At 71.9% G+C, this 24,712-nt stretch carries 20 protein-coding genes; 12 read left to right on the forward strand and 8 right to left on the reverse strand.

Going from position 1 to position 24,712, the window contains the following annotated elements; all coding sequences use genetic code 11:
• Positions 1 to 33: 33 nt before the first annotated feature.
• The 3 genes from M3M55_RS05135 to M3M55_RS05145 are packed head-to-tail and all read right to left on the reverse strand — an operon-like array spanning position 34 to position 4,699.
• Positions 34 to 2,190 carry an O-antigen ligase family protein gene (locus tag M3M55_RS05135; protein ID WP_249011755.1) on the reverse strand — a complete coding sequence of 719 codons (2,157 nt, stop codon included), beginning with the start codon at positions 2,188 to 2,190 and terminating at the stop codon, positions 34 to 36.
• On the reverse strand, positions 2,187 to 3,929 hold the full coding sequence (locus M3M55_RS05140; RefSeq protein WP_249011756.1) for a glycosyltransferase: 1,743 nt from the start codon (positions 3,927 to 3,929) through the stop codon (positions 2,187 to 2,189). The genes M3M55_RS05135 and M3M55_RS05140 overlap by 4 nt, the downstream gene beginning before the upstream one ends.
• Positions 3,926 to 4,699 (reverse strand): WecB/TagA/CpsF family glycosyltransferase, encoded by a 774-nt coding sequence (locus M3M55_RS05145; protein ID WP_249011757.1) that lies wholly within the window; start codon positions 4,697 to 4,699, stop codon positions 3,926 to 3,928. The genes M3M55_RS05140 and M3M55_RS05145 overlap by 4 nt, the downstream gene beginning before the upstream one ends.
• Before the next feature lie 170 nt (positions 4,700 to 4,869).
• Between M3M55_RS05145 and M3M55_RS05150 the strand changes: the two genes are divergently transcribed.
• On the forward strand, positions 4,870 to 5,817 hold the full coding sequence (locus M3M55_RS05150) for an NAD-dependent epimerase/dehydratase family protein (protein WP_249011758.1): 948 nt from the start codon (positions 4,870 to 4,872) through the stop codon (positions 5,815 to 5,817).
• A gap of 68 nt (positions 5,818 to 5,885) precedes the next feature.
• Here M3M55_RS05150 and M3M55_RS05155 read toward each other — a convergent pair whose 3' ends face one another.
• Positions 5,886 to 6,779: an ABC transporter permease gene (locus M3M55_RS05155; protein ID WP_249011759.1), complete on the reverse strand. Its 894-nt coding sequence runs from the start codon at positions 6,777 to 6,779 to the stop codon at positions 5,886 to 5,888.
• A 43-nt stretch (positions 6,780 to 6,822) separates the two neighbouring features.
• On the opposite strand from M3M55_RS05155, the gene M3M55_RS05160 reads away from it, so the two are divergent.
• Positions 6,823 to 9,036, forward strand: coding sequence for a glycosyltransferase (locus M3M55_RS05160; protein ID WP_249011760.1), 2,214 nt, complete (start codon positions 6,823 to 6,825; stop codon positions 9,034 to 9,036).
• Here the strand turns inward: M3M55_RS05160 and M3M55_RS05165 are convergent.
• Entirely contained in the window at positions 9,017 to 10,285 is a 1,269-nt protein-coding gene (locus M3M55_RS05165; protein WP_249011761.1) for an ABC transporter ATP-binding protein, read from the reverse strand. The genes M3M55_RS05160 and M3M55_RS05165 overlap by 20 nt on opposite strands.
• Positions 10,286 to 10,370: 85 nt before the next feature.
• Here M3M55_RS05165 and gmd point away from each other — a divergent pair, with 85 nt between their 5' ends.
• From gmd to M3M55_RS05195, 6 genes are all read left to right on the forward strand, one after another.
• Complete coding sequence (gene gmd, locus M3M55_RS05170) at positions 10,371 to 11,366, forward strand: GDP-mannose 4,6-dehydratase (protein ID WP_249011762.1); 996 nt, start codon at positions 10,371 to 10,373, stop codon at positions 11,364 to 11,366.
• Between the two features lie 20 nt (positions 11,367 to 11,386).
• Complete coding sequence (locus tag M3M55_RS05175; RefSeq protein ID WP_249011763.1) at positions 11,387 to 13,120, forward strand: hypothetical protein; 1,734 nt, start codon at positions 11,387 to 11,389, stop codon at positions 13,118 to 13,120.
• Positions 13,121 to 13,196: 76 nt separating this feature from the next.
• Positions 13,197 to 15,095, forward strand: a complete 1,899-nt coding sequence (locus M3M55_RS05180) for a hypothetical protein (protein ID WP_249011764.1) — start codon at positions 13,197 to 13,199, stop codon at positions 15,093 to 15,095.
• 53 nt (positions 15,096 to 15,148) lie between these two features.
• The gene (locus M3M55_RS05185; protein ID WP_249011765.1) at positions 15,149 to 16,891 is read left to right on the forward strand and encodes a hypothetical protein; all 1,743 of its coding nucleotides are present in this window, start codon (positions 15,149 to 15,151) and stop codon (positions 16,889 to 16,891) included.
• 85 nt (positions 16,892 to 16,976) lie between these two features.
• Positions 16,977 to 17,540, forward strand: a complete 564-nt coding sequence (rfbC, locus tag M3M55_RS05190; RefSeq protein ID WP_249011766.1) for a dTDP-4-dehydrorhamnose 3,5-epimerase — start codon at positions 16,977 to 16,979, stop codon at positions 17,538 to 17,540.
• A gap of 12 nt (positions 17,541 to 17,552) precedes the next feature.
• Complete coding sequence (locus M3M55_RS05195; RefSeq protein ID WP_249011767.1) at positions 17,553 to 18,539, forward strand: heme A synthase; 987 nt, start codon at positions 17,553 to 17,555, stop codon at positions 18,537 to 18,539.
• Between the two features lie 56 nt (positions 18,540 to 18,595).
• On the opposite strand, the gene M3M55_RS05200 is transcribed toward M3M55_RS05195, so the two are convergent.
• On the reverse strand, positions 18,596 to 19,153 hold the full coding sequence (locus tag M3M55_RS05200) for a hypothetical protein (protein WP_249011768.1): 558 nt from the start codon (positions 19,151 to 19,153) through the stop codon (positions 18,596 to 18,598).
• A 173-nt stretch (positions 19,154 to 19,326) separates the two neighbouring features.
• Here M3M55_RS05200 and M3M55_RS05205 point away from each other — a divergent pair, with 173 nt between their 5' ends.
• The 4 genes from M3M55_RS05205 to M3M55_RS05220 are packed head-to-tail and all read left to right on the forward strand — an operon-like array spanning position 19,327 to position 23,022.
• A complete protein-coding gene (locus M3M55_RS05205; protein WP_249011769.1) occupies positions 19,327 to 20,064 on the forward strand; it encodes a response regulator transcription factor in 738 nt (245 codons plus the stop codon).
• Complete coding sequence (locus M3M55_RS05210; RefSeq protein ID WP_249011770.1) at positions 20,065 to 21,660, forward strand: HAMP domain-containing sensor histidine kinase; 1,596 nt, start codon at positions 20,065 to 20,067, stop codon at positions 21,658 to 21,660.
• On the forward strand, positions 21,657 to 22,322 hold the full coding sequence (locus M3M55_RS05215) for a DedA family protein (protein WP_249011771.1): 666 nt from the start codon (positions 21,657 to 21,659) through the stop codon (positions 22,320 to 22,322). The genes M3M55_RS05210 and M3M55_RS05215 overlap by 4 nt, the downstream gene beginning before the upstream one ends.
• A gap of 1 nt (position 22,323) precedes the next feature.
• Positions 22,324 to 23,022: a haloacid dehalogenase type II gene (locus tag M3M55_RS05220; protein ID WP_249011772.1), complete on the forward strand. Its 699-nt coding sequence runs from the start codon at positions 22,324 to 22,326 to the stop codon at positions 23,020 to 23,022.
• A gap of 33 nt (positions 23,023 to 23,055) precedes the next feature.
• On the opposite strand, the gene msrB is transcribed toward M3M55_RS05220, so the two are convergent.
• Both msrB and M3M55_RS05230 read right to left on the reverse strand, forming a co-directional pair.
• On the reverse strand, positions 23,056 to 23,469 hold the full coding sequence (gene msrB, locus M3M55_RS05225) for a peptide-methionine (R)-S-oxide reductase MsrB (protein ID WP_249011773.1): 414 nt from the start codon (positions 23,467 to 23,469) through the stop codon (positions 23,056 to 23,058).
• An 11-nt stretch (positions 23,470 to 23,480) separates the two neighbouring features.
• Complete coding sequence (locus M3M55_RS05230) at positions 23,481 to 24,707, reverse strand: hypothetical protein (RefSeq protein WP_249011774.1); 1,227 nt, start codon at positions 24,705 to 24,707, stop codon at positions 23,481 to 23,483.
• Positions 24,708 to 24,712: the final 5 nt, after the last annotated feature.

The raw sequence follows: 24,712 nt of genomic DNA on the forward strand, positions 1-24,712 counted from the left end.
GGCCGGCGTGAGGGTGGAGAACGGTGCGGGGGCTCACGGCTGGGGTCCGCAGACGGGGACGGGCTTGTTGTGCACGAGCGCGGCGATGAGGAGCTGGCGCTGGCTCTGGCTGTTGGTGATGTCGAGTCGGTTGGCTCGTCGCAGCGGGGCGACGGCACTGCTGAAGGCGCCGTGGCAGATCAGGAAGATCCCGTACTGCTCGTAGGGTTGGGGGTTCTCGGGCTGCACATGGAGCGCCCTGATCAGCTCGGCGCGTTGCTGGGCGGGGTCACCGATGGCGCCGTAGACGGTCGCAAGCCGGGACAGCGCGTTGACCGACAGCGGGTCCTCTGAGACGGCGGCGCGCGCGTCAGCGAGCGCGGCGCCGGTCGCCCCCTGCTCCTGGGCGCGGTAGGAGGCGTCGACGCTGTTGGTCGAGCGCATCGGCGCCAAGCTCGCCCACGCGGCAACGAGGGTGAGCGCGGCGAGCGCGGTGAGCGCGAGGATCGCGCCGGGACGGGTGCTGAGCGGTTCGGGCGGCTGGTGGCCGGCGGGTGGGCGGCCGGCGAGGCCGCTGAGCCAGCCGGCGGCCGCGAGCGCGGGCACGGCGACGCCTGGATAGAACCACGTCCAGTCCAGCGCCGAGCTGACCCCGAAGGCGATGACGATCCCGACGATGGCCCAGCGGGCGTCCCGCTCCCGGGGATGGAGGCCGACGTGACCCAGCGCCCGTCTGACGTCCCGGCACCACGAGCTGAACAGTGCAAGCACCACCGCGACGCCGATCAGCCCGAAGCTCGCGAGCGTGTCGAGCAGGTAGCTGTGGGCGTGGTGGGCCCCCTCCCCGAGCGGGGACAGCAGCGCCTGGTGGTAGCGCAGGTAGGCCGGGAAGAAGGTGCCCGCACCGGTGCCGGCCAGGAGATGATGGGTGCCGATCGCGATCGCCTGGCGCCAGTACACGGACCGGCTCGAGGCGATGCTCGTCAGCCGCGCGGCCCCGTCGCCGACACGGGCGTTCGTCTTGGTCAGCTGATGCCAGAGCTGGGAGATCTCCCCGAACGGACCGCGGGCGTTGAGCAGGAGCCACAGCACGATCGCGGTCGGCACGGCGCCGACGACCGTCAGGACGGTCCGGTCAAAGCGCCGCAGCAGCGCGGGGGAGGCGGGGCGGGTGTTGAGGCGCTGACGCAGACGGACGGCGGCAAGGGCGGTGAGGAGGAGGGCGGCGAGGGTGATCGCCCCGAGCAGCAGTTCGGGTCCGGCGCGATGGAGCGTGCCGCTGTGGGGGGTCGCGCCGTAGAGGGATTTCGGTCCGTCGTCGGCGATGTTGTGGTTGATCAGCGCGAAGGCGACGGTCGGGGCGGCCCCGGCGAGACCGACGAGCCCCATCACGATCGCTCGCCGGCGGGCGCGGAGGAAGACGATCGGGATGACGGCGGCGGCGAGGGCTGCCGCCGCGGCGCTTCGGGAGTAGGAGAGGACGACGACGCTGACGGTGAGGGCGACCCCGGCGCTGCCGAGGCCGGTGAGGAGCAGGCGGGGCTCGATCCGGGTCGGGCGGGGGTCGGCGGGGGACGGGCCGGCGGGGGACGGGCCGGCGGGGGACGGGCCGGTGGGGGACGGGCCGGCGGCGGCGAGCCAGATGCAGCCGGGCAGCGCGAGCGCCCCGGTGAGGCCGGTCGCGTTCCAGTACCCGAACGGAGCGAGCAGGCGGCCGTAGTTCGGCTGTCCGGAGAAGGGGAGGTTGAACACCTTGACCGCGAGCGCCCACAGGCAGAGGGCGACCGCCGCGGTGGTGATCGCCCCGAGCGCACGCGCGCTGCCGGCCCGGCTGGCCCGCGCGCTGAACGCGGCGAGCCCGAACACCGCCAGATAGGCGAGGGTCCGGCCCGACTCCTCCCAGCTCTGATCCGGCGCGACCGACCAGGCGATGGAGAGGGCGGTGAGCAACGCGAGCGCTCCGAACAGCCACACTGTCAGCGCCGCACCTCGACCCAGGGCGCCACCGCCGGCGTCACGTCGCCTCGGCGCGGTGACGATCGACCAGGCGAGCGCGGCCCCGCCGAGGAGGATCAGCGCCGCGTCCGTCCAGCTCGTCGGTGTCTGGGTCGGTGGCCCGGTGAGATCACCACTCGTGGTGAGGAAGGCGACCAGCAGCAGGCCGCCGACGGCGGCCGGAACGGCGAGCGTGGTGGGGCGATGGCGCGTCACCAGTCGGTGTGGGTCCGCAGGGTGCGGGCCGCCTCGGTCACGGTGATGTGCGGATGCTCGGCGAGGAACGCGCGCGACTCGGCCCGCGCGGCCGACTGGTCATAGGAGGCGCCGACCGGGCGCAGTGCGTGGGTGATCGGGGTGGCGTCGACGACGCCGCTGCGCCAGCCGTGGGCCCGGGCCAGCGCCCCCCAATACGCCTCGACTCCCCACCCGTAGCGCAGCGGGGGAAACGGCAGGAGGGCGGGAAGGGCCGCGGCGGCAAACGCCACGAGCGGCCCGATCTCGACAAACGCGGTCTCCCGGACCGCGCTCGTGACCCGGCGGCGGGTGACCGGCCAGGCGGCGTGGGAGAGCCGTCGGTGGGCCGGCTGGGCGAGGGTGAGCCGGTGGCGCTCAGCGAGGAACAGGAACGCGTTGAGGAAGCCGGCGGGCAGCGCGACGTCGTCGTCGATGACGAGCAGCCAGTCTGGGGCCGTCGGGCCGCCGAGGGCGGGGGCGGGGGCGGAGGCGCCCGGGTCGTCCGTCGCGGGGGCTGGGCCCCCCGGGTCGTCCGTCCCGGGGGCGGTGAGCCCGGCCTCGGTGAGCAGCGCGTTGAGGTTCTCAAACCGTCCACCCGAGCCGGCGCCCCGCCGGTGGACGCTGAGTCGGTGCCGCGAGCGAGCGAGCTCGTCAAGGGCGGCGTCGAGAATGTTGGGCGCGTCCTCGCGCTCGAGGGAGAGCACCGTGACCCGGAGCGGCCGGCCCCACAGTGCGGCGTCGCGGCGCAGGCGGCGGCGGCGCGGCGCCGACCGGAGGTCGGCGAGCGCATCGGCGGTACGGGCGAGCGTGACGGCGCGAGCGCCGGCGACGAACCCGCTGTGCCCGGAGGTGAACTCCCCGGGCCGGGGGGGCGGCGGGGTCGGCACGAGCGTCTCCTCGATGCGCCCGAGCGCGTGGGCGATGAACACCGCGCCGAAGGAGCAGCGGCGGGCGAGGAGATGCCAGCCGGCGCCGATGAGGTCACGCAGTTCGGTGGCGAGGGTCGGTGCGGTCCCCTTGCGGACGTCATTGGCCCGGGCACTGCCCCCGAGCCGGTACTGGGCCCGAGCGAGCGCCCCCAGGCGCGCGTCCTCGCCTTGGCGCAGATGCTCCAGTCCGGCGGCGGCGACGTAGCGGACCCGGCCGCCGGCGGCCCGGTGACGTTCCTGCCACTCCTCCTCCTCACCGCGGCCGTGGATCTGTTCGTCAAAGGGCCCGGCGACGGCGAGGGCCGCCAGCCGAACCGCCATGTTCGCGCCCCATACGCAGTCGACCTCACGGTCGACGGGGCCACGGTCCAGGGACGTGATCGGCGCCGGCTCGGCCCCGCAGTGCCGGGGCGAGGGCTCGAGTACCGGCCGGATCGGTCCGCCGAGCACCCCCGCCTCCGGATGGTCGACGGCGGCGGCCAGGAGCGCCTCGAGCCACCCCGGCGGGGGCCGGACGTCATCGTCGACGAACACGATCAACTCCGCTCCCGCTCGCTCGGCGGTTTCAACGGCGAGGTTGCGGGCCGCGTTGGCTCCTGCGGATCGCTCGAGCTCGAGCACCCCCACCGCGTGGGCGTCGGCGACGGCCGCGGACGCGGGGTCGGGACCATCGAGCACGACGACCACCTCCGCCCCGGCCGCGGCGGCCTGGGGGACGATCGCGGCGAGCGTCTCCTCGAGGTAGGAGGCGCGCCCACGGGTCGGGATCGCGACGGTGGCTGAGATCAAGCGGGCAGTGACCGGCGGTGGCGGCCCAGCTGAGCCGCGAAGGAGACGACGAACCGCGGGTTGTAGCGGAAATACCGCCTCCACAGCCGTCGCGGCTCCTGCACCAGGCGGAAGGCCCACTCCATCCCGACGCCCTGCAGCCAGTTGGGCGCCTGGGGGATCAGCCCCGCATGGAAATCGAACGCCGCACCGACACCGATCAGCAGCGGCGCGCCGAGGTACGGACGCATCTCGGCCATCCACTTCTCCTGCTTCGGAACGCCAATCCCGACCCAGACGACGTCGGGGCGGGAACGGTTGATCTCGGCGACGACGGCCGCGTGCTCCTCCTCCGTCAGCGGGCGGTGCGGGGGTGAGTAGCCGCCGACGATCTTCAGGCCCGGATGGCTCTTGCGGAGGTTGAGGGCAAGCTGGACGAGCGCTCCCTGGTTGCGTCCCCCGTACAGGTACAGGCGCTGGCCGGTGCGGGCGGCGTGCGCACAGGAGCGCCACATCAGCTCCGGTCCGTAGACGCGGTCGGTGAGGGAGTGCCCGAGGAAATTGATCGCCCACACGAGCGGCTGTCCGTCCGGGACGTTCACGGTCGCGCCGCGGAGGGCGGCCCGGAGTTCCGGATCCTCGTCGGAGGCCATCACCGAGTGGACGTTGGCGACGCACACATAGCCTCGCTGATCGGCGGCGACGAGGCGGTCCATCAGGGCGATCATCGACCCGTAATCGGTGAGCGCCAGCGGCACGCCGAGGACGTCCACGGCGGGGGGCAGCGCCACTGCTGCGGTTTCCGGTTGAGTTGACACTTCCAACAAATCTGTTCGGTTCCTTCCCGTCTCGGCGGCCCCGCGCAGATGCACCAAGCCCGTTGATCAAACGCAGAACGAGGGCGGTCGTTTCGCGGTTGCCCGATATGCAGGTGTTCTTTGAGCTTATCCTGCTGGTCGAGATGGCTTCCAGCGTGGTCACCGGCGGGGCCGGGTTCATCGGCTCCCACATCGTCGACGCGCTCATCACCCGTGGTGATGAGGTGACGGTGATCGACGACCTCTCCACCGGCCGGCGCGAGAACCTCCGCGACGCCCTCAGGGCCGGTGCGACCCTCGAGGTTCTCGACGTCCGGGACACGGCGGCGGTCGCGGCGGTGTTCGCCCGGGTGCGGCCACAACACGTCTTCCACCTCGCCGCCCAGATCGACGTCCGGCGCTCGGTCACCGACCCGTGGCGTGACTGTGAGACCAACGTCGGCGGCATCCTCGCGGTCCTCGAGGCGGCCCGGCGAACGGGGGTCGAGCGGGTCGTCAACACCTCCACCGGGGGTGGCCTCTACGGTGACGCGACGCGGCTACCGACCCCGGAGGATCACGAGATCCTGCCGCTCGCCCCCTACGGCCAGAGCAAGCTGGCCGCCGAGGGGTACGCCGCGCTGTATGCCCGCCTCCACGGCGTCTCGACCGTGTCCCTCCGCTACGGCAACGTGTACGGGCCGCGTCAGGACGTGCACGGTGAGGCGGGGGTCGTGGCGATCTTCTGCGGCTGCCTGCTCGAGGGGCGTACGCCGGTCATCTTCGGTGACGGGCACCAGACCCGGGACTGGGTCGAGGTGTCTGATGTCGTGGCGGCGAACCTCGCCGCCGCCGACGGGGCGGGGGCGGCGGTCACGGGAGCGGTCAACATCGGACACGGCGCCGAAACCTCCCTGCTCGATCTGGTCGAGGCCCTCGATCGGGTGGGCAGCCGCCGGGGTCTGCGTCTCCCCCCGCCGCGTTTCGTCGCCGCGCGGGCCGGGGAGGTGACCCGCTCCTGCCTCGACGTCGGACGGGCCCGGGCGGAGCTCGCGTGGCGGGCCCAGGTGGGCCTCGAGGCGGGGCTCGAGCGCGTCCTCACGAGCGTCTGAGCGCTGGGGCCCGAGCGCCGGGGCTGGGGCCGGCGACTTCCGGCGTCTGGAGAGGTTCTCGGGGCCTCTCAGAGGTTCTCGGCGACCCGCGGAGCCTCACGGGTGAACACCCATAGGCCGAGCAGGAAGATCGCCGGGATGAAGGCGAGGGAGATGGCGACGTGACCCCAGCCGCCGGCGGCGATCTGGGCACTCGGGAACGGTTGGCCGATGAACGCCTGCCCGTTGGCGCGGGCAAGGTGGACGGACTGGTGGAAGTGCAGGAACGCGTGGCCCATCTGGGTGATCATCAACCCGAACGGGTTGAGCAACGCCCAGCGTTCAAGGTGGCCGTAGTCGTAGGCCGGATACATGATCGGGGTCGCGTAGAACAGCACCTGCCCGACGACGTCCCAGATCGGCTGCACGTCTCGGAAGCGGACGTAGAGGGCGCTCAGCAGCATCCCGAACCCGAGCGCGAGCAGGAGGAAACCGAGGACGATCGGGATCATCTCGAGCCAGCTCCAGGCCGGGCTGACCCCGTTGATGAGCGCGAAGACGATGACGGCCACCCCGTTCATGCAGAGGTTGAACAGCGACGTCAGGGTCGTGCCGATCGGCACCGCCAGCCGCGGGAAGCGGACCTTGCGCAGCATCGCCTCGCGGTTGACGAGGGAGGGGACCGCGTTGCCGGTCGCCTCCCCGAAGAAGGTCCACAGCACGATCCCGGTGAGCAGGTACACGCCGTAGTGGGGGACCCCCTTGCCGACGTGGAGGATCTCCGTGAAGAACACGTAGATGACGCCGAAGAACAGCAGCGGCCGGATGAGCTGCCAGAAGTAGCCGAGCGCCGACCCGAAGTAGCGCAGCTTGAAATCGGTCCGCGCAAGCGTGACGGTGAGCTCGAGGAAGCGCCGGGGACTCGACCCGAACGCGGAGGGACCTTGGTGACTGCGGGCCGGACGCCGCGAGAACGTGGCCATGGGCAGCGTCACGCTAGCAGCGCCCCGATAACCTCCACCGCCAGTGCGCGGTGACGTCTCAGATTCTCCGGCCATCGACGTCACGCGCGGGGACGTCGTCGTCCTCATCCCCGTCTACGGCGGCCACGACCTGTTCAGCGCCTGCCTCGGCAGCGTGCTCGCCCACACCCCGGCGCAGGTCCCGATCCTCGTCGCCGACGACGCAAGCCCGGACGGTCGCCCGGCCGCGCTTGTCGAGACCCTCGCCGCCGCCCAGCCGGAGCGGCGGCTGCACCTGCTGCGCCAGCCGGTCAATGTCGGCTTCCCCGCCAACGTCAACGCCGGCCTCGCGGCCTGCGCGCCGGCTGACGTCATCGTCCTCAACTCCGACTGTGAGATCGGGGCCGGGTGGCTGGAGCGGCTCACGGACGCCGCCCGGTCGGAGGCGACGGTGGCGACGGTCACCGCCCTCACCAACCACGGGACGATCGTCTCGGTGCCCGGCCGGGTTCCCGGCCCGCTCCCGGCCGGGTGGACGGCCGCCGGTGCCGCCGATGCGGTCGCCGCTGCCTCCCTTCGGCTCCGGCCTCGACTGCCGACGGCGGTCGGGCACTGCGTGTACCTGCGCCGCAGCGCGATCGAGCTTGTCGGCGACTTCGATCTCGCCTTCAGCCCCGGGTACGGGGAGGAGGTCGACTTCTCCCAGCGCTGCCTCCAGGCGGGGCTCTGCCACCTCCTCGCCGACGACGTCTTCGTGCACCATCACGGGGGCGCGAGCTTCTCGGCCACCGGCACCCGGTCAGAGACCCAGCTCGCCCACGAGGCGATCGTCGCCGCCCGCTACCCGTACTACCCGGCGACCGTCGCCGCCGTCGAATCCGAACGCGGCCAGCTCGCTCGCGCGGTCGGGATCGCCCGGCGCGCGCTCACCGGGATTGACGTGCTCGTGGACGTCCGCGTCCTCGCGGGGGCGACCACGGGCACCCAGATCCATGCCGTCGAACTGCTCGGCGCCCTCACCCGGACCGCCGGGCTCCGGCTCAGCGTCCTCATCCCCGACCAGCTGAGCCCCTACGGTGCGGACGCGCTCGCCCGGCTGCCCCAGGTGGCGCGCCTCACCCGGGCGGAGGCGGAGGCCCGGGCTGACCGGTTCGACCTCGTGCACCGGCCCTTCCAGGTCAACGACTTCGACGACCTGATGCTGCTGTCCCGGCTCGCGGACCGGCTCGTGGTCACCCAGCAGGATCTCATCGGCTTCCACAACCCGTCGTACTTCCCCGACCATGCCGGTTGGCGTGGTTACCGGGAGATCACGCGGGCGGCGCTCGCCTCCGCTGACTGCGTGCTGTTCTTCTCCCACCACGCTCGCGGTGAGGCGCTCGGTGAGAATCTCGTCGAACCGAGCCGGACGCGGGTCGTCCCCATCGGCGTCGACCACGTGCTCAGCAGCGCTGCGCCGACGCCGGTGCCGCCCCGGGGCAGTGAACGTCTCGGCGCTGACGGGCCGGCGATCATCTGCCTGGGAACCGACTTTCGGCACAAGAACCGGCTGTTCGCCCTGCGCGTGCTCGCGGCGCTGCGGGAACGCCACGACTTCCGCGGCCAGCTCGTCCTCGCCGGCCCGTCGGTTCCCCACGGCTCCTCCCGGGGGCAGGAGGCCGAGCTGCTCAGCACCCGGCCCGGGCTCGCCAACGCCGTCGTCGAGTTCGGCGCGCTCAGTGAGGAGGAGAAGGCGTGGCTGTATGAGCGGGCCGCCCTCGTTCTCTATCCGACGGTGCAGGAGGGCTTCGGGCTCGTCCCCTTCGAGGCGGCCGACCACGACCGCCCGTGCCTGTGGGCGGCCGGAACGTCGCTCGCCGAGGTGATCCCCGGGGTGGACGGCGGGATCGTCGCCTGGGATCCGGTCGCCACCGCGGAGCGAGCCCACGTGCTGCTCAGCGATGCCGACCGGCGGACCGCGCACATCGCGGACGTGCGGGCGGCGGCGGCTGGGCTCGGCTGGGACGCCACAGCGGCGGGTCTGCTTGAGGCCTACCAGGCGACCGTCGACGGGCCGCCGGTCCCCGGCCTCGCCGCGAGCGGAAGCCGGGTCGGCCCCGGGGCGATCGAGCTCACCGAGGACGCGATCCATCTCCTTGGCCCCGGCGGGGCGCTGCCGACGGAGATGCACCGTCCGCTGCTCGCGCTCGCGACCCACCGGAGCGTCAGCACCCCGGTGTTCTCGGCGGTCCGGTTCGCCTACCGGCTCGCCTACGCGCTCAACCGGCGCCGCGGGTGATCTCGAACCGGTTGGGGAGATCGACTGTGCCGCCGCCGCTGTGGGTGGCGTGGACGAGCAGGGTCGCCATCCCCTCACGCAGGTCGTAGGCGTCAGCGCCGATGCCGTTGCGGGTGATCGCGGCGGTGAGCTGGTAGCGGCCCGGACCGAGGTAGTTCTCGAAGCCGATCCGGACGGAGGCGACCTGCCCGGCCCGGAAGTGGCCGGTCGGTCCGTAGTCGAAGGAGCTGCTCGTCCCGAAGGCGTGGTTGCCGTGATCGTCGTGGAGGCTGATCGAGAACATCGGGTCGTCGGTGTCCTGGTGGAAGCGGACCTCGAGCGTGACGTCGCAGGGCTCGCCCTGGACGACCGCGAGGACCGCCTCACCGATGTTGTTGTGAAAGGTCGCGCTCAGCAGTTCGGCCACAGGCGCGCGCTTGAGCACGTCAGGTCCGTCCTGTTCGATCGCCTCCGCGCGGATTCGGCGGAAGTTGAGCTCGTTGTAGCGGCGGGCGATCGTCGCCGGGTCGGCGATCTCGACCATCTTTCCCCGGTCCATCAGCATCGCCCGGTCACACAGCTGCTCGACGGCGCCCATGTCGTGGGTGACGAGGACGACCGTCTTGCCCGCCTGGCGGAGGCGGTTGAACTCGTCAAAGCACTTCTGCTGGAAGTTGGCGTCACCGACGGCGAGGACCTCGTCGATGAGCAGGATGTCGGCGTCCACCTGCACGGCGACGGAGAAGGCGAGCCGGACGTGCATGCCGGAGGAGAAGTTCTTCAGGCGGAGGTCCATGAACTCCTCGAGCTCGGCGAAGCGGACGATCTCCGGCAGGCGCGCCTCCGCCTCCTTGCGGGTGAGGCCGAGCATGATCGCGTTGATGATCGCGTTGTCGCGTGCGGTCAGCTCGGGGTTGAAGCCGACGCCGAGCTCGATGAACGGCGCGAGCCGCCCGTTCACGTGCATCTCACCGGAATCGATCTGGTAGATCCCGGCGAGGCACTTCAGCAGGGTGCTCTTGCCGCTCCCGTTGCGCCCGACGATCCCGAAGAACTCGCCGGGGCGGACGTCGACGGAGACGTCGTCGACCGCCTCCAGCATCTCAAAGCCGCGCTGGCGGAAGCCGTGCAGGGCACGCTGCTTGAGCGTGTGGAACTGCTCGTGGGGAAGCTTGAAGCTCTTGTGGACGCCCTTGAGGTGGACGGCGACGTCCGCGGAGGGCACGACCGCCGGGCGGCTGAGCGCGGCAGGATCGATGATCGTGCTCACATGGCGGGACGTTAGCGCAGCCGATCCCGAGGATCGGCCCGTCGGCTACTCTCGCCCGGATGGAGCCCGACCGGAGCAACTCCCGATGACCCCTCGTCGTGCCCTCATCACGGGCATCACCGGCCAGGACGGCTCCTACCTCGCCGAACTGCTGCTCGAGAAGGGGTACGACGTGCACGGCATGGTGCGCCGCTCCTCCACCGAGAAGTTCGATCGGATCGAGCACATCCGTGAGCGGATCACCCTCCATCAGGGCGATCTGCTCGACCAGCGGAGCCTCGTCGACACCCTTCGCGCGGCCGCGCCGGAGGAGATCTACAACCTCGCCGCGATGTCCTATGTCGCCGCCTCCTGGGTCCAGCCGACCCTCACGGCCGAGTTCACCGGAACCGGCGTGACGCGCCTCCTCGAGGCGATGCGCGAGGTCTGCCCGGAGGCGCGCTTCTACCAGGCGTCCTCGAGTGAGATGTTCGGCAAGGTGCTTGAGGTGCCCCAGACCGAGCGGACGCCGTTCTACCCCCGCTCGCCCTACGGTGTCGCCAAGGCCTACGGGCACTTCATCACCGTCAACTACCGCGAGTCCTACGGCCTTCACGCGACGAGCGGCATCCTCTTCAACCATGAGAGCCCGCGCCGTGGGCTCGAGTTCGTCACCCGCAAGATCACCTGGCACGCCGCGGCGATCAAGCTCGGGCTCCGCCACCAGCTCGCCCTCGGCAACCTCGACGCCCAGCGTGACTGGGGTTACGCCGGCGACTACGTCAAGGCGATGTGGCTGATGCTCCAGCGTGACGTGGCCGACGACTACGTGATCGCCACCGGGGAGACGCACTCGGTCCGCGAGTGCGTCGAGATCGCCTTCGACCAGGCGGGCATCCCGATCGACGGGCACGTCGTCACCGACCCGACGATGCTGCGTCCGGCCGAGGTGGACCAGCTGATCGGCAACTCGGCGCGGGCCAAGGCCGAGCTCGGCTGGGAGCCCGAGGTCAACTTCGAGCGGCTGATTCGGATGATGGTCGACGCCGACCTTGCGCTGCTCGCCGGCCACCGGCCCCCGCCGGCGGCCAGCCGACCCTGACCGCGGCACCGGTGGCGTCCGTGAGCCGCAGGTGGCGGGCCGCCGACCTCGGTGCCGTCGTGCTCCTCCTGATCGCGTTCGCCTGGCTGATCGAGGAGGGCCGCGGCAACCGGTTCTACTTCGACGAGTGGACGTGGATCGAGCTGCGCCACGGGGGGCTGTCGGCGATCTTCGACGCCTACAACGAGCACATGATGCTCGTGCCGCTCGCCGTCTACCAGCTGTTCTTCCACACGATCGGGCTCGCCCACTACCACTGGTACCGGCTGCTGGCCACGCTCGGGCATCTGCTCGTCGTCGGCGCCGTCTACCTGTTCTGCCGGGCGCGGATCGGCGCGCTCGCGCTGCTCGTGGCGATCCCGGTCGCCTTCCTCGGCACCGGCTGGGAGTTCATCCTGTGGGGGATCAACTTCGGGTTCACGACGTCCCTCGCGCTCGGGATCCTCGCCTTCGTCAGCTTCGACAACGCCGACCGTCCCGCCTGGGTCGGCTGCCTGCTCCTCTGCGCGAGCCTGCTGTGTGCCGAGACGGCGATCCTGTTCGCGCTCGCGCTTGCGATCGAGCTGACCTGGTGGGACCGCAACCTCCGCCGGGCGTGGGTCTGGGTCGTGCCGATCCTCGCCTACCTCAGCTGGTACGTCGCCTTCTTCACCGGCGCCGGCTCGGCTCACGATCTCACCGCGATCCCGGTGTTCGGGGCCCGGCTCGCCGCGGCGGCGGCGGGCGCGCTCGTCGGTCAGGGCGAGCCCGGAGGCCTGTTCGGGCACGGGCCCGCGGCCGGCTGGGTCGTCCTCGCCGCCCTGATCGGGCTGCTCGCCTGGCGGCTGATCCGCCACCGGGCCCTCAGTGCCCGGCTGATCGCCCTGGCGGTCGTTGCGGTCGGCTACTGGGCACTCGTCGCCTACGGCCGGGCCGGCCTGGGTGAGCCCAACGCCTCACGCTACGTCTACACGGGCGCGATCATGCTCACCCTGATCACCGTCGAGAGCCTGCGGGAGGCTCGCCTCAGCGCCCGGGGGCTCGCGGTCGCCGGGATCGTCGTCGCCGTCGCGCTCGTCGGCAACGTCCGCGCGTTCGCCTTCGGGGAGGGGCAGCTGTCGGAGGGGTCCAACGACGTCGCCGCCGAACTCACCGCGCTCAACGTCATCGGCCCGGCCCGAACCCCGCCGGGCTTTGTGCTCGACCCGCACTGGGCGCCCCAGGTGATCGCCGGCCTGTACTTTCCCGCGACCCGGGCACTCGGCGGAACCGGCGCCTTCACGCTCGCCCAGTTACTCGCCGGAACCGAGGAGCAGCGCGCGGACGCCGATCAGGTCTTCGTCCGCGACGGGGAGGTGACCGTCGCGGCCGCCCGGTCCGGGGTCCGTCCCGGTGGTTCGCCTCCGACCGCGCATTTCCGTCTGCACGGACGGCTGAGCGCCGACGGGAGCTGTCTGCACTTCAGCCCGGACGGCCCGGCGAGCACCCTTGATGTCGGCCCCGTCCGCGGGAGGCTGCTGATCCGCACCGGCACCGCCCAGACCGCGACCGCCACCGCGGCGACCGCCCCCGCCACCGCCACCGCGACCGCCACCGCGGCGAGCGCCGTCCGGGTCCGCCGTTTCGCGAGCGGGTACGAGAACGGCCCGGTCGCCGTGATCGCGCCCGGGCATGCCATCCTGCTCAGCGTCCGCTCTGACCGCGTCCACCACCCCTGGCACGTGCGCATCTCGCCCGGCCGGGCCGTACTGGTCTGCGCGGTCGCGGGCGGCTAGCCTGCCCGGCGGCGTTCCGTTCGGCCTCCGGGCGACCCGCCACCCCGCCCCGCCCGACCGCCCGGCCCTCGATCTGATGCCCGACACCGCCACGACCGCCGCCGAGCCCCCCACCAACCCCGCCGCCGGCCGCATCGACCGGGTCCTCGACCGGGTGGCGGACGGACTCGAACGTCCCGTGCACGGCCTCGGCGCGGTCACCGGCACGGTCGGGGAGCGATTCAGCGGCTGGGGACGCTCCCGTCCACTGGCGGCCGCCTCCGGGCTTCTCGCCCGCCGGCACAGCCTCATCGCTCTCATCCTCTATCTCGCCGGTGCGATCGTGATCGAGTACCACGCGGTGCTCCATCCGGGCACCGAGATCGCCGGCAACATCGTCGGTGACCCGACCCAGTACATGTGGGCGATGTGGTGGTGGCCCCACGCGATCCTCGGCGGGCTCAACCCACTGGTCACCCACGCGATCTGGGTGCCCGACGCCTACAACCTCGGTTCGGTCACGAGCACGCCGGTGCCCGCGCTCCTGCTCGCCCCGCTCAACGCGCTGATCGGCTGGCGCGCCGGCCCGGTCGTCTCCTACAACCTGTGCATGCTGATCGCGCCGGTGCTGAGCGCCTGGCTCGCCTACCGGCTCTGCCTGCGGGTCACCGGCGCGCCGGGGGCGTCGATCCTCGGCGGCTGGCTTTACGGGTTCTCCGCGTACTTCCTCAGTCAGCTTCAGGGCCATCTCAACCTCGCCTTCACCTTCCTGCCCGTCGCGCTCGCCCTGCTCGCCCTGGCGCGCCTCAACGGGGACATCAGTCGGCGGCGGTTCGTCACCCTCGCCGCGGTCGCGCTGATCGCCCAGATCGGGATCGGCACCGAGATCGTCTTCACCACCACCTGCCTCGGCGCCGTCGCCGTGATGACCGCGCTCCTGATCGCTCCGCCGGACGCCCGCCGGCGGATCGTCGGCCGGCTCGTGCCCGAACTCGCCCTCGCCTACCTCGTCGCGGCGGTCGTCTGCTCGCCGTTGCTCTACTACGCTCTGATCGGCCCGGCGGTCAACCCCGGCTACAACAGCCGGCTCAACGTCGCCGACCTCCTCTCCTACGTGATCCCGACCCCGCTGTTCCGGGTCGGGCAGAACCGGTTCCTCCCGATCGCCGACCTGTTTCCCGCCGCGGCGGGGTTCACGGAGACCGGCACCTATCTCGGTCTGCCGCTGCTCGCCGGCGCATGCGCCGGAGCGGTCGCCGCCTGGCGGCACTGGGGGATGCGGGTGCTCGTTCTCTGCGCCGTCGTCGCCTGCGTGTGGTCGCTCGGGCCGACCCTGATCGTCGCCGGACAGGCGACGCTCCCCCTCCCCTGGCGGCTGCTTGACCTCAAACCGGCCTTTGATGAGATCAGCCCGGTCCGGATCGGCCTGTACGTCGAGCTGGCGGCGGCGGTCGCCTGCGCGGTCTGGCTGGCCCGACCCGGCCGGTGGCGGGCGTGGCGGTGGCTGCTCGCCCTGCTCGCAGTCGCCTTCATCGCCCCCAACTTCAACCACACCCTCCCGACCGGCCAGCCGATCTTCGCCGAGAACGTCAGTTCGCCGGCGTTCATCACCGACGGCCTCTACCGCCGTGAGCTGCGCCACGACGAGGCGATCCTCCCGATCCCGTTCGGGCCGTTCGGCAACAGCCTGCTCTGGCAGGCTCAGGCCCGCGGATACTTCCGTGAGGCGAGCGGCTGGTTCGGCTACTACCCGGACGGGTACCGGAGCAGCCTGACCGTCTCTGAGCTGCTCTCCTTCCACCCCTTCACCGACCCCTACCGGCACCTGCGCCACTTCCTCGGCGCCCACGACGTCGGGGCCGTCGTCGTCCTCCCCGCCGCCGCTGGCCCCTGGCCCCACGTGCTCACCCAGCTCGGCCTCCGCCGCGTCGAGACCGGCGGGGTGTGGCTCTACCGGGTACCCGCCCGGCTGCGTCTTCTGCGGGGTGGCTCGTGAGCAGCTCGACGAGCCCGGCACTGCCCCCCACCGGCCTGAGGTCCTCCGCCGCGGTGTCGAGCCGGGTCGGCTCGACCGGTTCGGCGACGAGCTTCCCGCGCTGGTTCCGCGACGGTCACGGCGCGCTCGCGGTCGTCGTCTACCTCGCGGCGATCCTCGTCTATGACCACACCGCCGCGACCCACCTCAACACCGTCTGTGGCTGTGCCCTCTCACCGGACCCGACCCAGTGGATGTGGTCGTGGGTGTGGATCCCCTACGCGATCGCGCACGGACTCAACCCGCTCTCCACCCACCTGCTGTGGGCGCCCGGTCCCTTCAACCTCGCAGCGGCGACGATGGCGCCGGTCCTCGCCATCCCGGGGGCTCCGCTCGACGCCCTGTTCGGCCCGGTCGCCGCCTGGAACCTCCTCGCCTTCTCGGCGCCCGTCCTCAACGGCTGGGCCGCCTACCGGCTCTGTCGCTACCTCAGCGGCGCCCCGTGGGCGTCGATCCTCGCCGGCTTCACCTACGGCTTCTCGGGCTATGAGCTCGCCCACCAGCTTGCCCACATGAACCTCATCTGGACCTTCGCCCCGCCGCTGCTGGCGCTCATCAGCCTGCGCCGGCTCAACGGCGAGATCTCCCGCCGCCGGGCCGGCGGGCTGCTGTCAGTGCTGCTCGTGATCGAGTTCGGCATCTCCACCGAGATCTTCTTCACGATGATCTGCTTCACCGCCCTCGCGCTCGTCCTCGGCTGGTGCCTCGCGGACTCCGTGGTACGCCGGCGGATCCTCGAGGTCGCGCTCGTCCTCGCGGTCGCCCTCGCGGTCACCGTGGTGGTCTGGTCCTACTACATCGTCCTGTCCTTCCAGGGCCCCCAGGTCTCCAAGGGCTTTCCCGCCCTGTACCCGGCCGACCTGCTCAGCTACCTCTTCCCGACGAACCTGTTCCGGCTCGGGCGCCAGTTCTTCGCCGGGCTGTCCGGCTCGTTCGTCACCAACGACGTCACCGAGCAGAACAACTACCTCGGGATCGGCCTGATCGTCATCTTCTTCGCCTACGCGGTGAGCCGCCGCGGCCGCCGCGACACCCGGCTCGTGGTCCTGCTGACGGCCGTCGCGTTCATCTTCTCCCTCGGCACGAAGCTGACGATCGCCGGGAAGCCGACGATCCCGATGCCCTACGCGCTGCTCGCCAAGCTTCCGTTCTTCGACCTGCTCACCCCCTCGCGGCTGGGGATGTACGTCTCCCTCGGCACGGCGGTCGCCGCCGCGGTGTGGATCGGGTCGGCCTCGGGCCCGCGTCGCCGCGTCGGGCGGTGGCTGCTCGGCCTGTTCGCCGCCGCCCTGCTGGTGCCCAACCCGGCCTTCACCAACGCGAGCTTCAACCTGCGGGAGACGAACTTCACCCAACCGTCGTTCTTCACCAGCGGCCTCTACCGCCGCTATCTCCATCCCGGCGAGGTCGTCCTCCCGCTCCCCTACGCGTACGCCGAGGACGGACTGTCGATGCTCTGGCAGGCCGACGCGCACATGTCATTCGCGCTCGCGAGCGGCTACTGGGGCCCCCAGGCCCCGGGCGACTACGCGGCCAACCCGCTCGTGCCGGGCCTCACCCTCGGCCTGCTTCCCGCCCATGCCGCCGCCGACCTCGACGCCCTCGCCGCCGCCCACCACATCACCGCCGTGCTCGTCGCCGACGGGGAGAGTCCCGGCTACCTGCGGATGCTCGCCCGCGGTGGCTGGCGCCTGGTCGTCAACGCCGGCGGCATCATGGTCTACCGCCACCCCGGCCCGCTGCCCGCCCCCGGCTGACCGCCGCGGCGTCCGCGCCGTGGCCCGGACCGCCGGCCCGCGCCACGGACGGAGGCCGCCCGCCCCGCTGCTCTAAAGTCAAGGCGTGCTGATTTCCCCGACTCGGCTCGATGGCCCCCGCCTGATCGAGCCCGTCGTGCACGGCGACGCCCGCGGCTTCTTCCTCGAGAGCTTCCGAGCGGACGCGCTCGCCGAGGCCGGCATCGAGGTCACCTTCGTCCAGGACAACCACTCCCGCTCACGCGGCGGGACGATCCGCGGCATGCACTTCCAGGCCGGACAGAGCAAGCTCGTGCGCTGCGTCCGCGGGGCGATCCTCGACGTCGTCGTCGACATCCGCCCCGAGTCCCCGCGCTTCGGCGAGTGGGAGGCGGTCCGTCTCGACGACGAGACCCACCACCAGCTGCTCGTCCCGGACGGGTTCGCCCACGGGTTCTGCGTCCTCTCGGTCGAGGCGGACGTCACCTACAAGGTCTCCAGCTACTACGACCCGACACGCGAGGCCGGTTTCTGCTTCGATGATCCGGCGGTCGGGATCCGATGGCCGCTCGCCCCGGACCAGGCCACCGTTTCGGACCGGGACCGCGCCGCTCCCACCCTTGAGGACCTCACCGCCACCCTGCCGTCCCGCCTGGTCACAGGCGGCTAGCCCGGAGACACCATGGCCACCTCACAGATCCCCGTTGCCCGGACCCGCGGCGTGCGCCCCCGCTTCAGCGTGGACGAGCGCCGCTTCACGACGCTCAGCTGGGTTGCGCTGATCGCCCTCACCCTGATCGTCTTCAGCGGCGCGGCGGTCCGGCTCACCGACTCCGGCCTCGGCTGCCCGACCTGGCCACGGTGTGCCGGTCACATCTATCCGCCGCTCGGGGTCCACCCGCTGATCGAGTTCTCCAACCGGGTCCTCTCCGGCTTCGTCGGCATCATCGTCGCCGTCATCGCCGTCGCCGCCCTCAAGCGCAAGCCGTTCCGCCGCGACCTCGCCTGGCTCGCCTGGTCGCTCCCGCTCGGCGTCGTCGCCCAGGCCGTCCTCGGCGGCTTCACCGTTCGGGAGCACCTCGCCCCCGGCTTTGTGATGTCGCACTTCCTCCTGTCGATGGTGATCATCATCTTCGCTGTCATGCTCGTCTGGCGCTCGATCCATCCGGCCGGCTGGCGGCCGCCGAACCCCGACCGCCTCGTCGTCTACGGCGTCCGGCTGCTCGGGCTGCTGTGCGCGTTCACCCTGTTTGCCGGGACCGCCGCGACGGCGGCCGGACCCCATTCGGGCGGCCACGTCGGCCAGGTGATCAAGCGGCTCACCTTCAAGGGCCCCGACACGCTCGAGTGGGTCGTCAACCAGCATGCGACGATCGCCGTCGTCCTCGGCGTGCTGACGATCGCCGTCTGGTTCCTCAAGCGCCACCACGGTCACCCGTTCAGCCCGGCTGAGCCGATCACCGTGCTCGGCGTCCTCCTCGCCGCCCAGGGGCTGATCGGCGCCGTCCAGTACGAACTCAAGCTGCCGGCCGAGATGGTCTGGGTGCACGTGGTGATGGCGACGATCACCTGGATCGTCACGCTGTGGGCGATCGCCGTGGAAGGCCGCCTCGCGCCGCGGGCGCTGCCGGCGCCCGCGGCGCCGGCATCCGCCGCGGCGGCCGGCTGAGCCCCCCAGGTCCGGCCCCGGTCACCCGCGCGGCCGGCCGGCGGGCGCAGGGCGTCTCAGCGGGCGAGTGCCGCCGGGGTCGCGGTGGGCGTCGTCGCCGTGCCGGTGGTCGCGGTCGGCGCGCCCGTGGTGGTTGAAGCCGCCGGTGGGGCCGTCGCCGCACCCGGGGCCGGTGCGGTCGTCGTGCCCGTCGTGGTGGTCGTCCTCGTGGGGGGCGTGACCGGCCGGGTTGGTGGACCGGTGACGAACGAGCGCCGGGCCCCGTCGACGACGTAGGTCCGGTGCCCTGCGGTGACCAGGACGACGATCCGCCAGAAGTAGCGGGTGTGGGGGCGCAGATAGCTGACGTGCCGTTCGACCGCGACGACACGCCCGTGCAGCGGCACCGCCGGTGTGAGCGTGAGGCCCCGGCGCATGCGGGCGTTCGGGCTGTAGGCAAAGCGCCAGCGCGTCCCGGGGGCCGCTCGGGCAACGACCCCGTTGAGGTCGGCCGCCGTCGCGGACACGGACGTCGCGTCCCCGGAGGCGGCGATCGGCTGGCCGCCGAAGGCGGGCGCGGCCGCTCCGAAACCGACCGCCGTTCCGGCCGCCAGGGCGATCAGTCGACGTTGCACCGGCGGGAGCATAACCGTGGGGGAGGTCGCCTCATGCTGCCCGCCCCCGTTTTACCGGAACTTTTATGGATCGGTTCACACGAGGTTGACAAGTGTGAGTTGGCGGGAGTTTTTCTCGACGGTACGCCAGACGATCCCAGAACGCCCGCCCCGGCCGGTAAAGTCACGCGTCAATGTCGACTGACCGCGCCAACCCGACGGCCGAGGTGGCCACCCAGGCCGCCTCCCTCAACATCCTCGTCGTCGACGACGAGTCCGACCTCCGGGAGATGCTCAACCGCTCCTTCTCCCGGGAGGGGCACAGGGTCACCGCGGTCGCGGACGGGCGCAGCGCGATCGACCGGGCGAGCACCGACGCCTTTGACATCATCCTGCTTGACGTCGCGCTCGGACCCGGGCCGGACGGGTATGAGGTGTGCCGGACGCTGCGAGCGCGGCGCAACATCGTGCCGATCATCATGTTGACGGCGCTCGACTCCGAGGCGGACGCCGTCCTCGGGCTCGAGGCGGGCGCCGACGACTACGTGACCAAGCCGTTCGGGCTCGCCGAGTTGCGCAGCCGGATTCGGGCGGTCCTGCGCCGGGCCGGCACGCGCGCGATCGGCGCCGAGATCCTCCAGGTCGGTCCGATCGCCCTCGACCGGGCCCAGCGCGAGGTGACCGTCGAGGGGGAGTCGGTCCGTCTCACCTTCAGCGAATTCGAACTGCTCGACGCACTGATGACCGAGCCGGGACGGCTGCTCAACCGGCAGGAGTTGCTGCGGGCGATCTGGGGAGACTCCGCCTACCGGGATCCGCGCGCCATTGACGTCCACATCCGTCACCTCCGGGAGAAGCTCGAGCCCGAGCCGGAGAAGCCCAAGTACATCCTCACCGTCCGCGGAGCCGGTTACCGCCTGCGGGGACCGTAGTTGTCAGCGCAGAAGGCGGAGCCCGGTGATCACGCGCATGCCGGCCGCCGTCGGCTGCCGCGGTGGGGCGCCTTCGGTCTGCGGGGCCAGATCATCGGCGCCGTCCTCATCACGACCGTCGTCACCCTCGTCGTCGCGGCGATCGTTCTGCTGCCCCAGCTCAACCACTCCCTTCGGGTCGCCTCGAGCGTTTCCCTGAAGAAGGACATCATCGCCGCCCGGTCCGGTCTGCGGCGGATCGGGCGGATCGACTACGGGGCGATCGCCACCCTCGGGGAACGTCAGTTGCGCAACACCCCCGAGCACCTCCAGGCCCGCGCCGCGGCGACCGCCCTCGAGCAGGAGCTCACCTCCCTCAAGCAGCGCCTCGGGACCAACGACGTCTACCTGATCGGCTACATCGACGCGAGTGGGCACGGACGGCCGATCAGCCTCACGTCGGTGCCGAGCACCGATCTCTCTGAGGACGGGGTCGCCAGCGACAGCTTCGCCGACGTCGACGCGGCGTTCTTTCAGCGCCACGTCACCTATCGCCCGTACATGAGCTTCGGGCAGGTCGACGGCCAGCAGGTGGTCCGCGCCGCCGTCAAGCTGCCCGATGACGCCGTGCTCGCCGTTCGCAAGCTGATCGATGAGATCCCGACCGCGGCCTCCGCGGTGGCCAGCGCCTTCGAGGTCGCCGCGCTCGCCGGACTGCTGCTCACCGGCATCCTCGCCTTCCCGCTCGCCGGCACGCTCGTGCGCCGACTCCAGCACCTGCGGGAGGCGGCCCAGCGGGTCGCGGCCGAGGGCGCCGGGGCCGAGGTTCCGACCGACCGGGCCCGGGATGAGGTCGGTGACCTCGCCCGCTCCTTCGCGATCATGCAACGCCGCCTCGCCCATCAGGAGGAGGCGCGGCGCGCGTTCGTGGCGACCGCCAGTCACGAGCTGCGGACTCCGCTCGCCTCGCTCGAGGGGATGCTCGAACTCGTCGCCGAGGACGTCAGCGAGCACCCCGAGCTCAGCGACGCGGCCACGCTGCTGGATCGGGCCCGGAGCCAGTCCCGGCGTCTCTCCCGGCTCGCCGCCGACCTCCTCGACCTCAGCCGCATCGACGCCGAGGTCCCGCTGCGTTCTGAGCCGGTCGAGCTGAGCGAGCTCACTCGGGCGGTCCTCGCCGAGTTCGAGCAGAGCCTCACCGAACACGCGGTCCACGGACAGGTATCGGGTGAGGCGGGACCGGTCTGGGTGCACGCCGACCCCGGTAAGCTCGCTCAGATCCTGCGGATCCTGATCGACAACGCCCTGCGGGTCGCCCCGGCCGACAGTGCGGTGACGGTGACGCTGACCCGCTCAGGGCTGACGGTGAGCGACCACGGTCCCGGCGTCGCCCCGGAGGAGCGTGACCTCATCTTCGAGCGGTTCAAGCGGGGCAGCGCGACCGGGGGGGAGGCCGGCTTCGGGCTCGGGTTGGCGATCGGACGCGAGCTGGCCCGCCGGATGGACGGGGACCTCATCCTGCTGGACACGGCGGCCGGGGCGACCTTCGCTCTGAGTGTGCCGTCCACTCCCGCTCCCGACGGCGCTGAAGCCGAGTCGGTGAGCGTGCCGCGATGATCGGGGCCGCGGCGATCATCGCCATCTCCGGCAGCCTCGGTTACTTCCTCCCGGCGATCATCGGCCTCGAATCGATGGGCGTGCCCTCCCCGGGGGAGACGGCGCTGCTCCTCGCCGCCGTCCTCGCCAGCCAGGGCAAGCTGCAGATCTGGCTGGTGATCGTGATCGCGATCGCTTCCGCGATGGCCGGAGACAACCTCGGCTACCTGCTCGGCCGCCGCCTCGGCCGCGAGGTGGTCGGCGGACCCGGCCCGTTCCAGGCCCGCCGCCGGCACCTCATCGCGGTCGGTGACCGGTTCTTTGACCGCCACGGCCCCAAGACGGTCTTCCTCGGGCGGTGGGTGTCGCTCGTACGGTTCATCGTCGCCTGGCTCGCCGGCATCAACGAGATGCCGTTCCGCGTCTTCTTCCTCTGGAACGCGCTCGGCGCGGTGACCTGGGCGACCGCATACGGGCTCGCCGGCTACTTCGGCGGCCACGCGGTCGAGACCGTCTTCAAGGACGTCGGCCTCGGGGCCGGCATCGCCCTCGGGGTGGCGATCGTCGCGGTGATCGTCGTCCTCAAGCTGCGCGAGCGCCGCGCCGGCCGACGCGAGAGCGCCGAGACGGAGCCCGGCGCCCCTTCCGCTCGGGCCGCCTCCGGCGACACCCACACGTCCTGAGATGACGGCCAGCGGCCCTCGCGCAACACCGGTTCGTCCTCAGGCGGTCGTCTTCGATGTCAATGAGACGCTGACTGACCTGTCGGCTCTCCGATCACTCTTCACCGGCCTCGGGCTGGGTGAGCCCGCCCTTCCGTGGTGGTTTGCGGTGCTCCTCCGGGACGGGATGGCCCTCGCCGCCGCCGGTGACAGTGGCCGGTTTCCCGATCTCGCCGCCGCGGCCCTCGAGGAGGTCTGTGCCGCCTGCGGCCAGGGAGTGCCGACGGGCGCGATCGAGAAGCTGCTGCGCGCCTTCGCGGAGGTCCCGGTTCACGCGGACGTCGCACCCGCACTCGAACGGCTCGCGCAGGCCGGCGTGCCGGCCGTCGCGTTGACCAACGGCGGCCTCCCCGGTGCCGAACGCATCCTCGAGCGGGCAGGGGTGCGGTCACACTTTGCTGAGGTGCTGTCCGTTGACGCGGTCGGTCATTGGAAGCCGCGGCCCGAGCCCTACCATCACGCCGCCCGGGTCGCGGGCGTACCGCCGCGCCGGTTGGCGATGGTCGCCGTTCATCCCTGGGATCTTCACGGGGCGGCCGCCGCCGGGTTGGTGACCGGCTGGGTGCGGCGGGGACGGGGCCCCTACCCGCCGGTGTTCACCCCACCAACCGTCGAGGCGTCTGGCCTCGACGGCGTCGTCGAGGCCCTGCTCGATCTCTGAGCCGGGAGGGCGACCTGACTCCCGGCGGCCGCGTCAGGACCTCGCGGCCCCGGGGTCGAACCCGAGCGCGAGTGAATTGATGCAGTAGCGCAGTCCGGTCGGCTCGGGGCCGTCGTCGAAGACGTGGCCGAGGTGGCCGCCGCAGCGGCGACAGATCACCTCGGTGCGAACCATCCCGTGGCTCGTGTCCTTGCGTTCGGTGACCGCGTCACTGTTCACCGGCTCGCTGAAGGACGGCCAGCCACAGCCGGCGTCGAACTTCGTCTCGGAGCTGAACAGGGCGCTGCCACAGCCCGCACAGTGATACTGGCCGTCGTCCCAGAGGTCGAAGTAGGCCCCGCTGAAGGGCCGCTCGGTCGCCTGGTGGCGCAGCACCTGATACTCGTCCGGCGCCAGCCGTTCGCGCCACTGCTCGTCGGTCAGCTCAACGTCACCCTGAGTGCTCATGTTCACGGACATTAGCGACCGGCGTCGGTTGGCTCCCCGGGCCCCGCCGGGCCGGCCGGGAGCATTTCAAGCACGAGCGCGGACCAGCTGAAATCCCGCTGGCCGAGGCCCGCACCGCTGTCGGGGTGGTAGTACTCGCGCAGGCCGCTGGTAAGCACCGCCCGCGCCACCCGCGCGCTCAGGTCGTCCGCCTGGAGCCCAAAGCCCAGGCGGACGAGGCCCCGCCACAACAGCCACGCGGCGTTCACCCACATCGGCCCGCGCCAGTAGCGGCGCACGAGCCCCGACTCGCGGGGCCGGAAGCTCGGCTCCCGCGCCGACACCGACGGCGGGCCGGCCGGCAGCCAGAACGCGTCGGGGTCGAGCAGGTGCTCCTCCACGAGCCGGCGCCCGATCGCCTCGGGGAGGTCGTCGAGGGCGAGCGGGGCGAGCGCCGCCCAGGTGGCCGGGCCGCCACGGTGGGGTCTGCGACCGCGCCGGTCGCTGACGGGAAGGAACAGTCCGCGACGCTCGTCCCAGCAACGGTCGATCAGGGCGCCGGTGAGCGAGGGCCGCCCGAGGGCGGTCCGCGACAGCGAGTAGAGGACGTTGGTGAGCACCTCACAGACGACCGTTCCGCCTGTCGCGCGGATCGTCCGGGCGTCGTAGCGGTGGCGGCGGTTGGCCTGCACGAGGGTGACGAAGCCGGGCCGGGAGTGCGCCCGCCAGCCCCATGCCGCGTCGAACTGGGGGGAGGCGTCCAGGCCGGACTCGTCGGGCTGGACGATCCAGATCAGGCCGTCTCCGTCGAGGTCACGGTGCTCCTCCAGCCAGCGGTGGTGGGCGCCGATCCGCGGTTCGGCCCGCGGGTCCCCGACCGCCAGCGACCACGCCCAGGCGAGCAGCGGCGGTTGGATCGAGGCGGTCATCGCCGCGCCCGGCTCGGTCACGTTGTAGGTGAGCCGCCGCGCGCCGGTGAGCGGGCGCTCCCAGAAGATCGTGTGGCCGATGAACCCGTCCTCGCGCTGGGCATCGAGCAGCGAGCTGAGCTCGGCCCGGGCGCCGGCCGGGTCGAACTGCGAGCGGCTGATCGCGACAAAGCACGAGTCCCAGTACCACTGCCACGGGTAGTGGCCGGGCGCCGGGCAGGTGTAGGCGTAGGGGCGGCCGTCAGCGGCGCGCACGCCGGTGCGCCAGTTCGCCGCGAGCACGCGGCGGCACTCGTCGACGATCGCTGAGCGGTCCACGTCTGACACCATCGGCG

It is taken from the genome of Conexibacter sp. DBS9H8 (genome assembly GCF_023330685.1).
Taxonomy (GTDB): domain Bacteria; phylum Actinomycetota; class Thermoleophilia; order Solirubrobacterales; family Solirubrobacteraceae; genus Palsa-465.

Coding starts and splice junctions, on each gene's coding strand:
- M3M55_RS05195 (WP_249011767.1), top strand. CDS start 17,553: ATGGCCACCTCACAGATCCCCGTTGCCCGGACCCGCGGCGTGCGCCCC.
- gmd (WP_249011762.1), top strand. CDS start 10,371: ATGACCCCTCGTCGTGCCCTCATCACGGGCATCACCGGCCAGGACGGC.
- M3M55_RS05150 (WP_249011758.1), top strand. CDS start 4,870: ATGGCTTCCAGCGTGGTCACCGGCGGGGCCGGGTTCATCGGCTCCCAC.
- M3M55_RS05215 (WP_249011771.1), top strand. CDS start 21,657: ATGATCGGGGCCGCGGCGATCATCGCCATCTCCGGCAGCCTCGGTTAC.
- msrB (WP_249011773.1), bottom strand. CDS start 23,469: ATGAGCACTCAGGGTGACGTTGAGCTGACCGACGAGCAGTGGCGCGAA.
- M3M55_RS05205 (WP_249011769.1), top strand. CDS start 19,327: ATGTCGACTGACCGCGCCAACCCGACGGCCGAGGTGGCCACCCAGGCC.
- M3M55_RS05180 (WP_249011764.1), top strand. CDS start 13,197: ATGCCCGACACCGCCACGACCGCCGCCGAGCCCCCCACCAACCCCGCC.
- M3M55_RS05155 (WP_249011759.1), bottom strand. CDS start 6,779: ATGGCCACGTTCTCGCGGCGTCCGGCCCGCAGTCACCAAGGTCCCTCC.
- M3M55_RS05220 (WP_249011772.1), top strand. CDS start 22,324: ATGACGGCCAGCGGCCCTCGCGCAACACCGGTTCGTCCTCAGGCGGTC.
- M3M55_RS05230 (WP_249011774.1), bottom strand. CDS start 24,707: ATGGTGTCAGACGTGGACCGCTCAGCGATCGTCGACGAGTGCCGCCGC.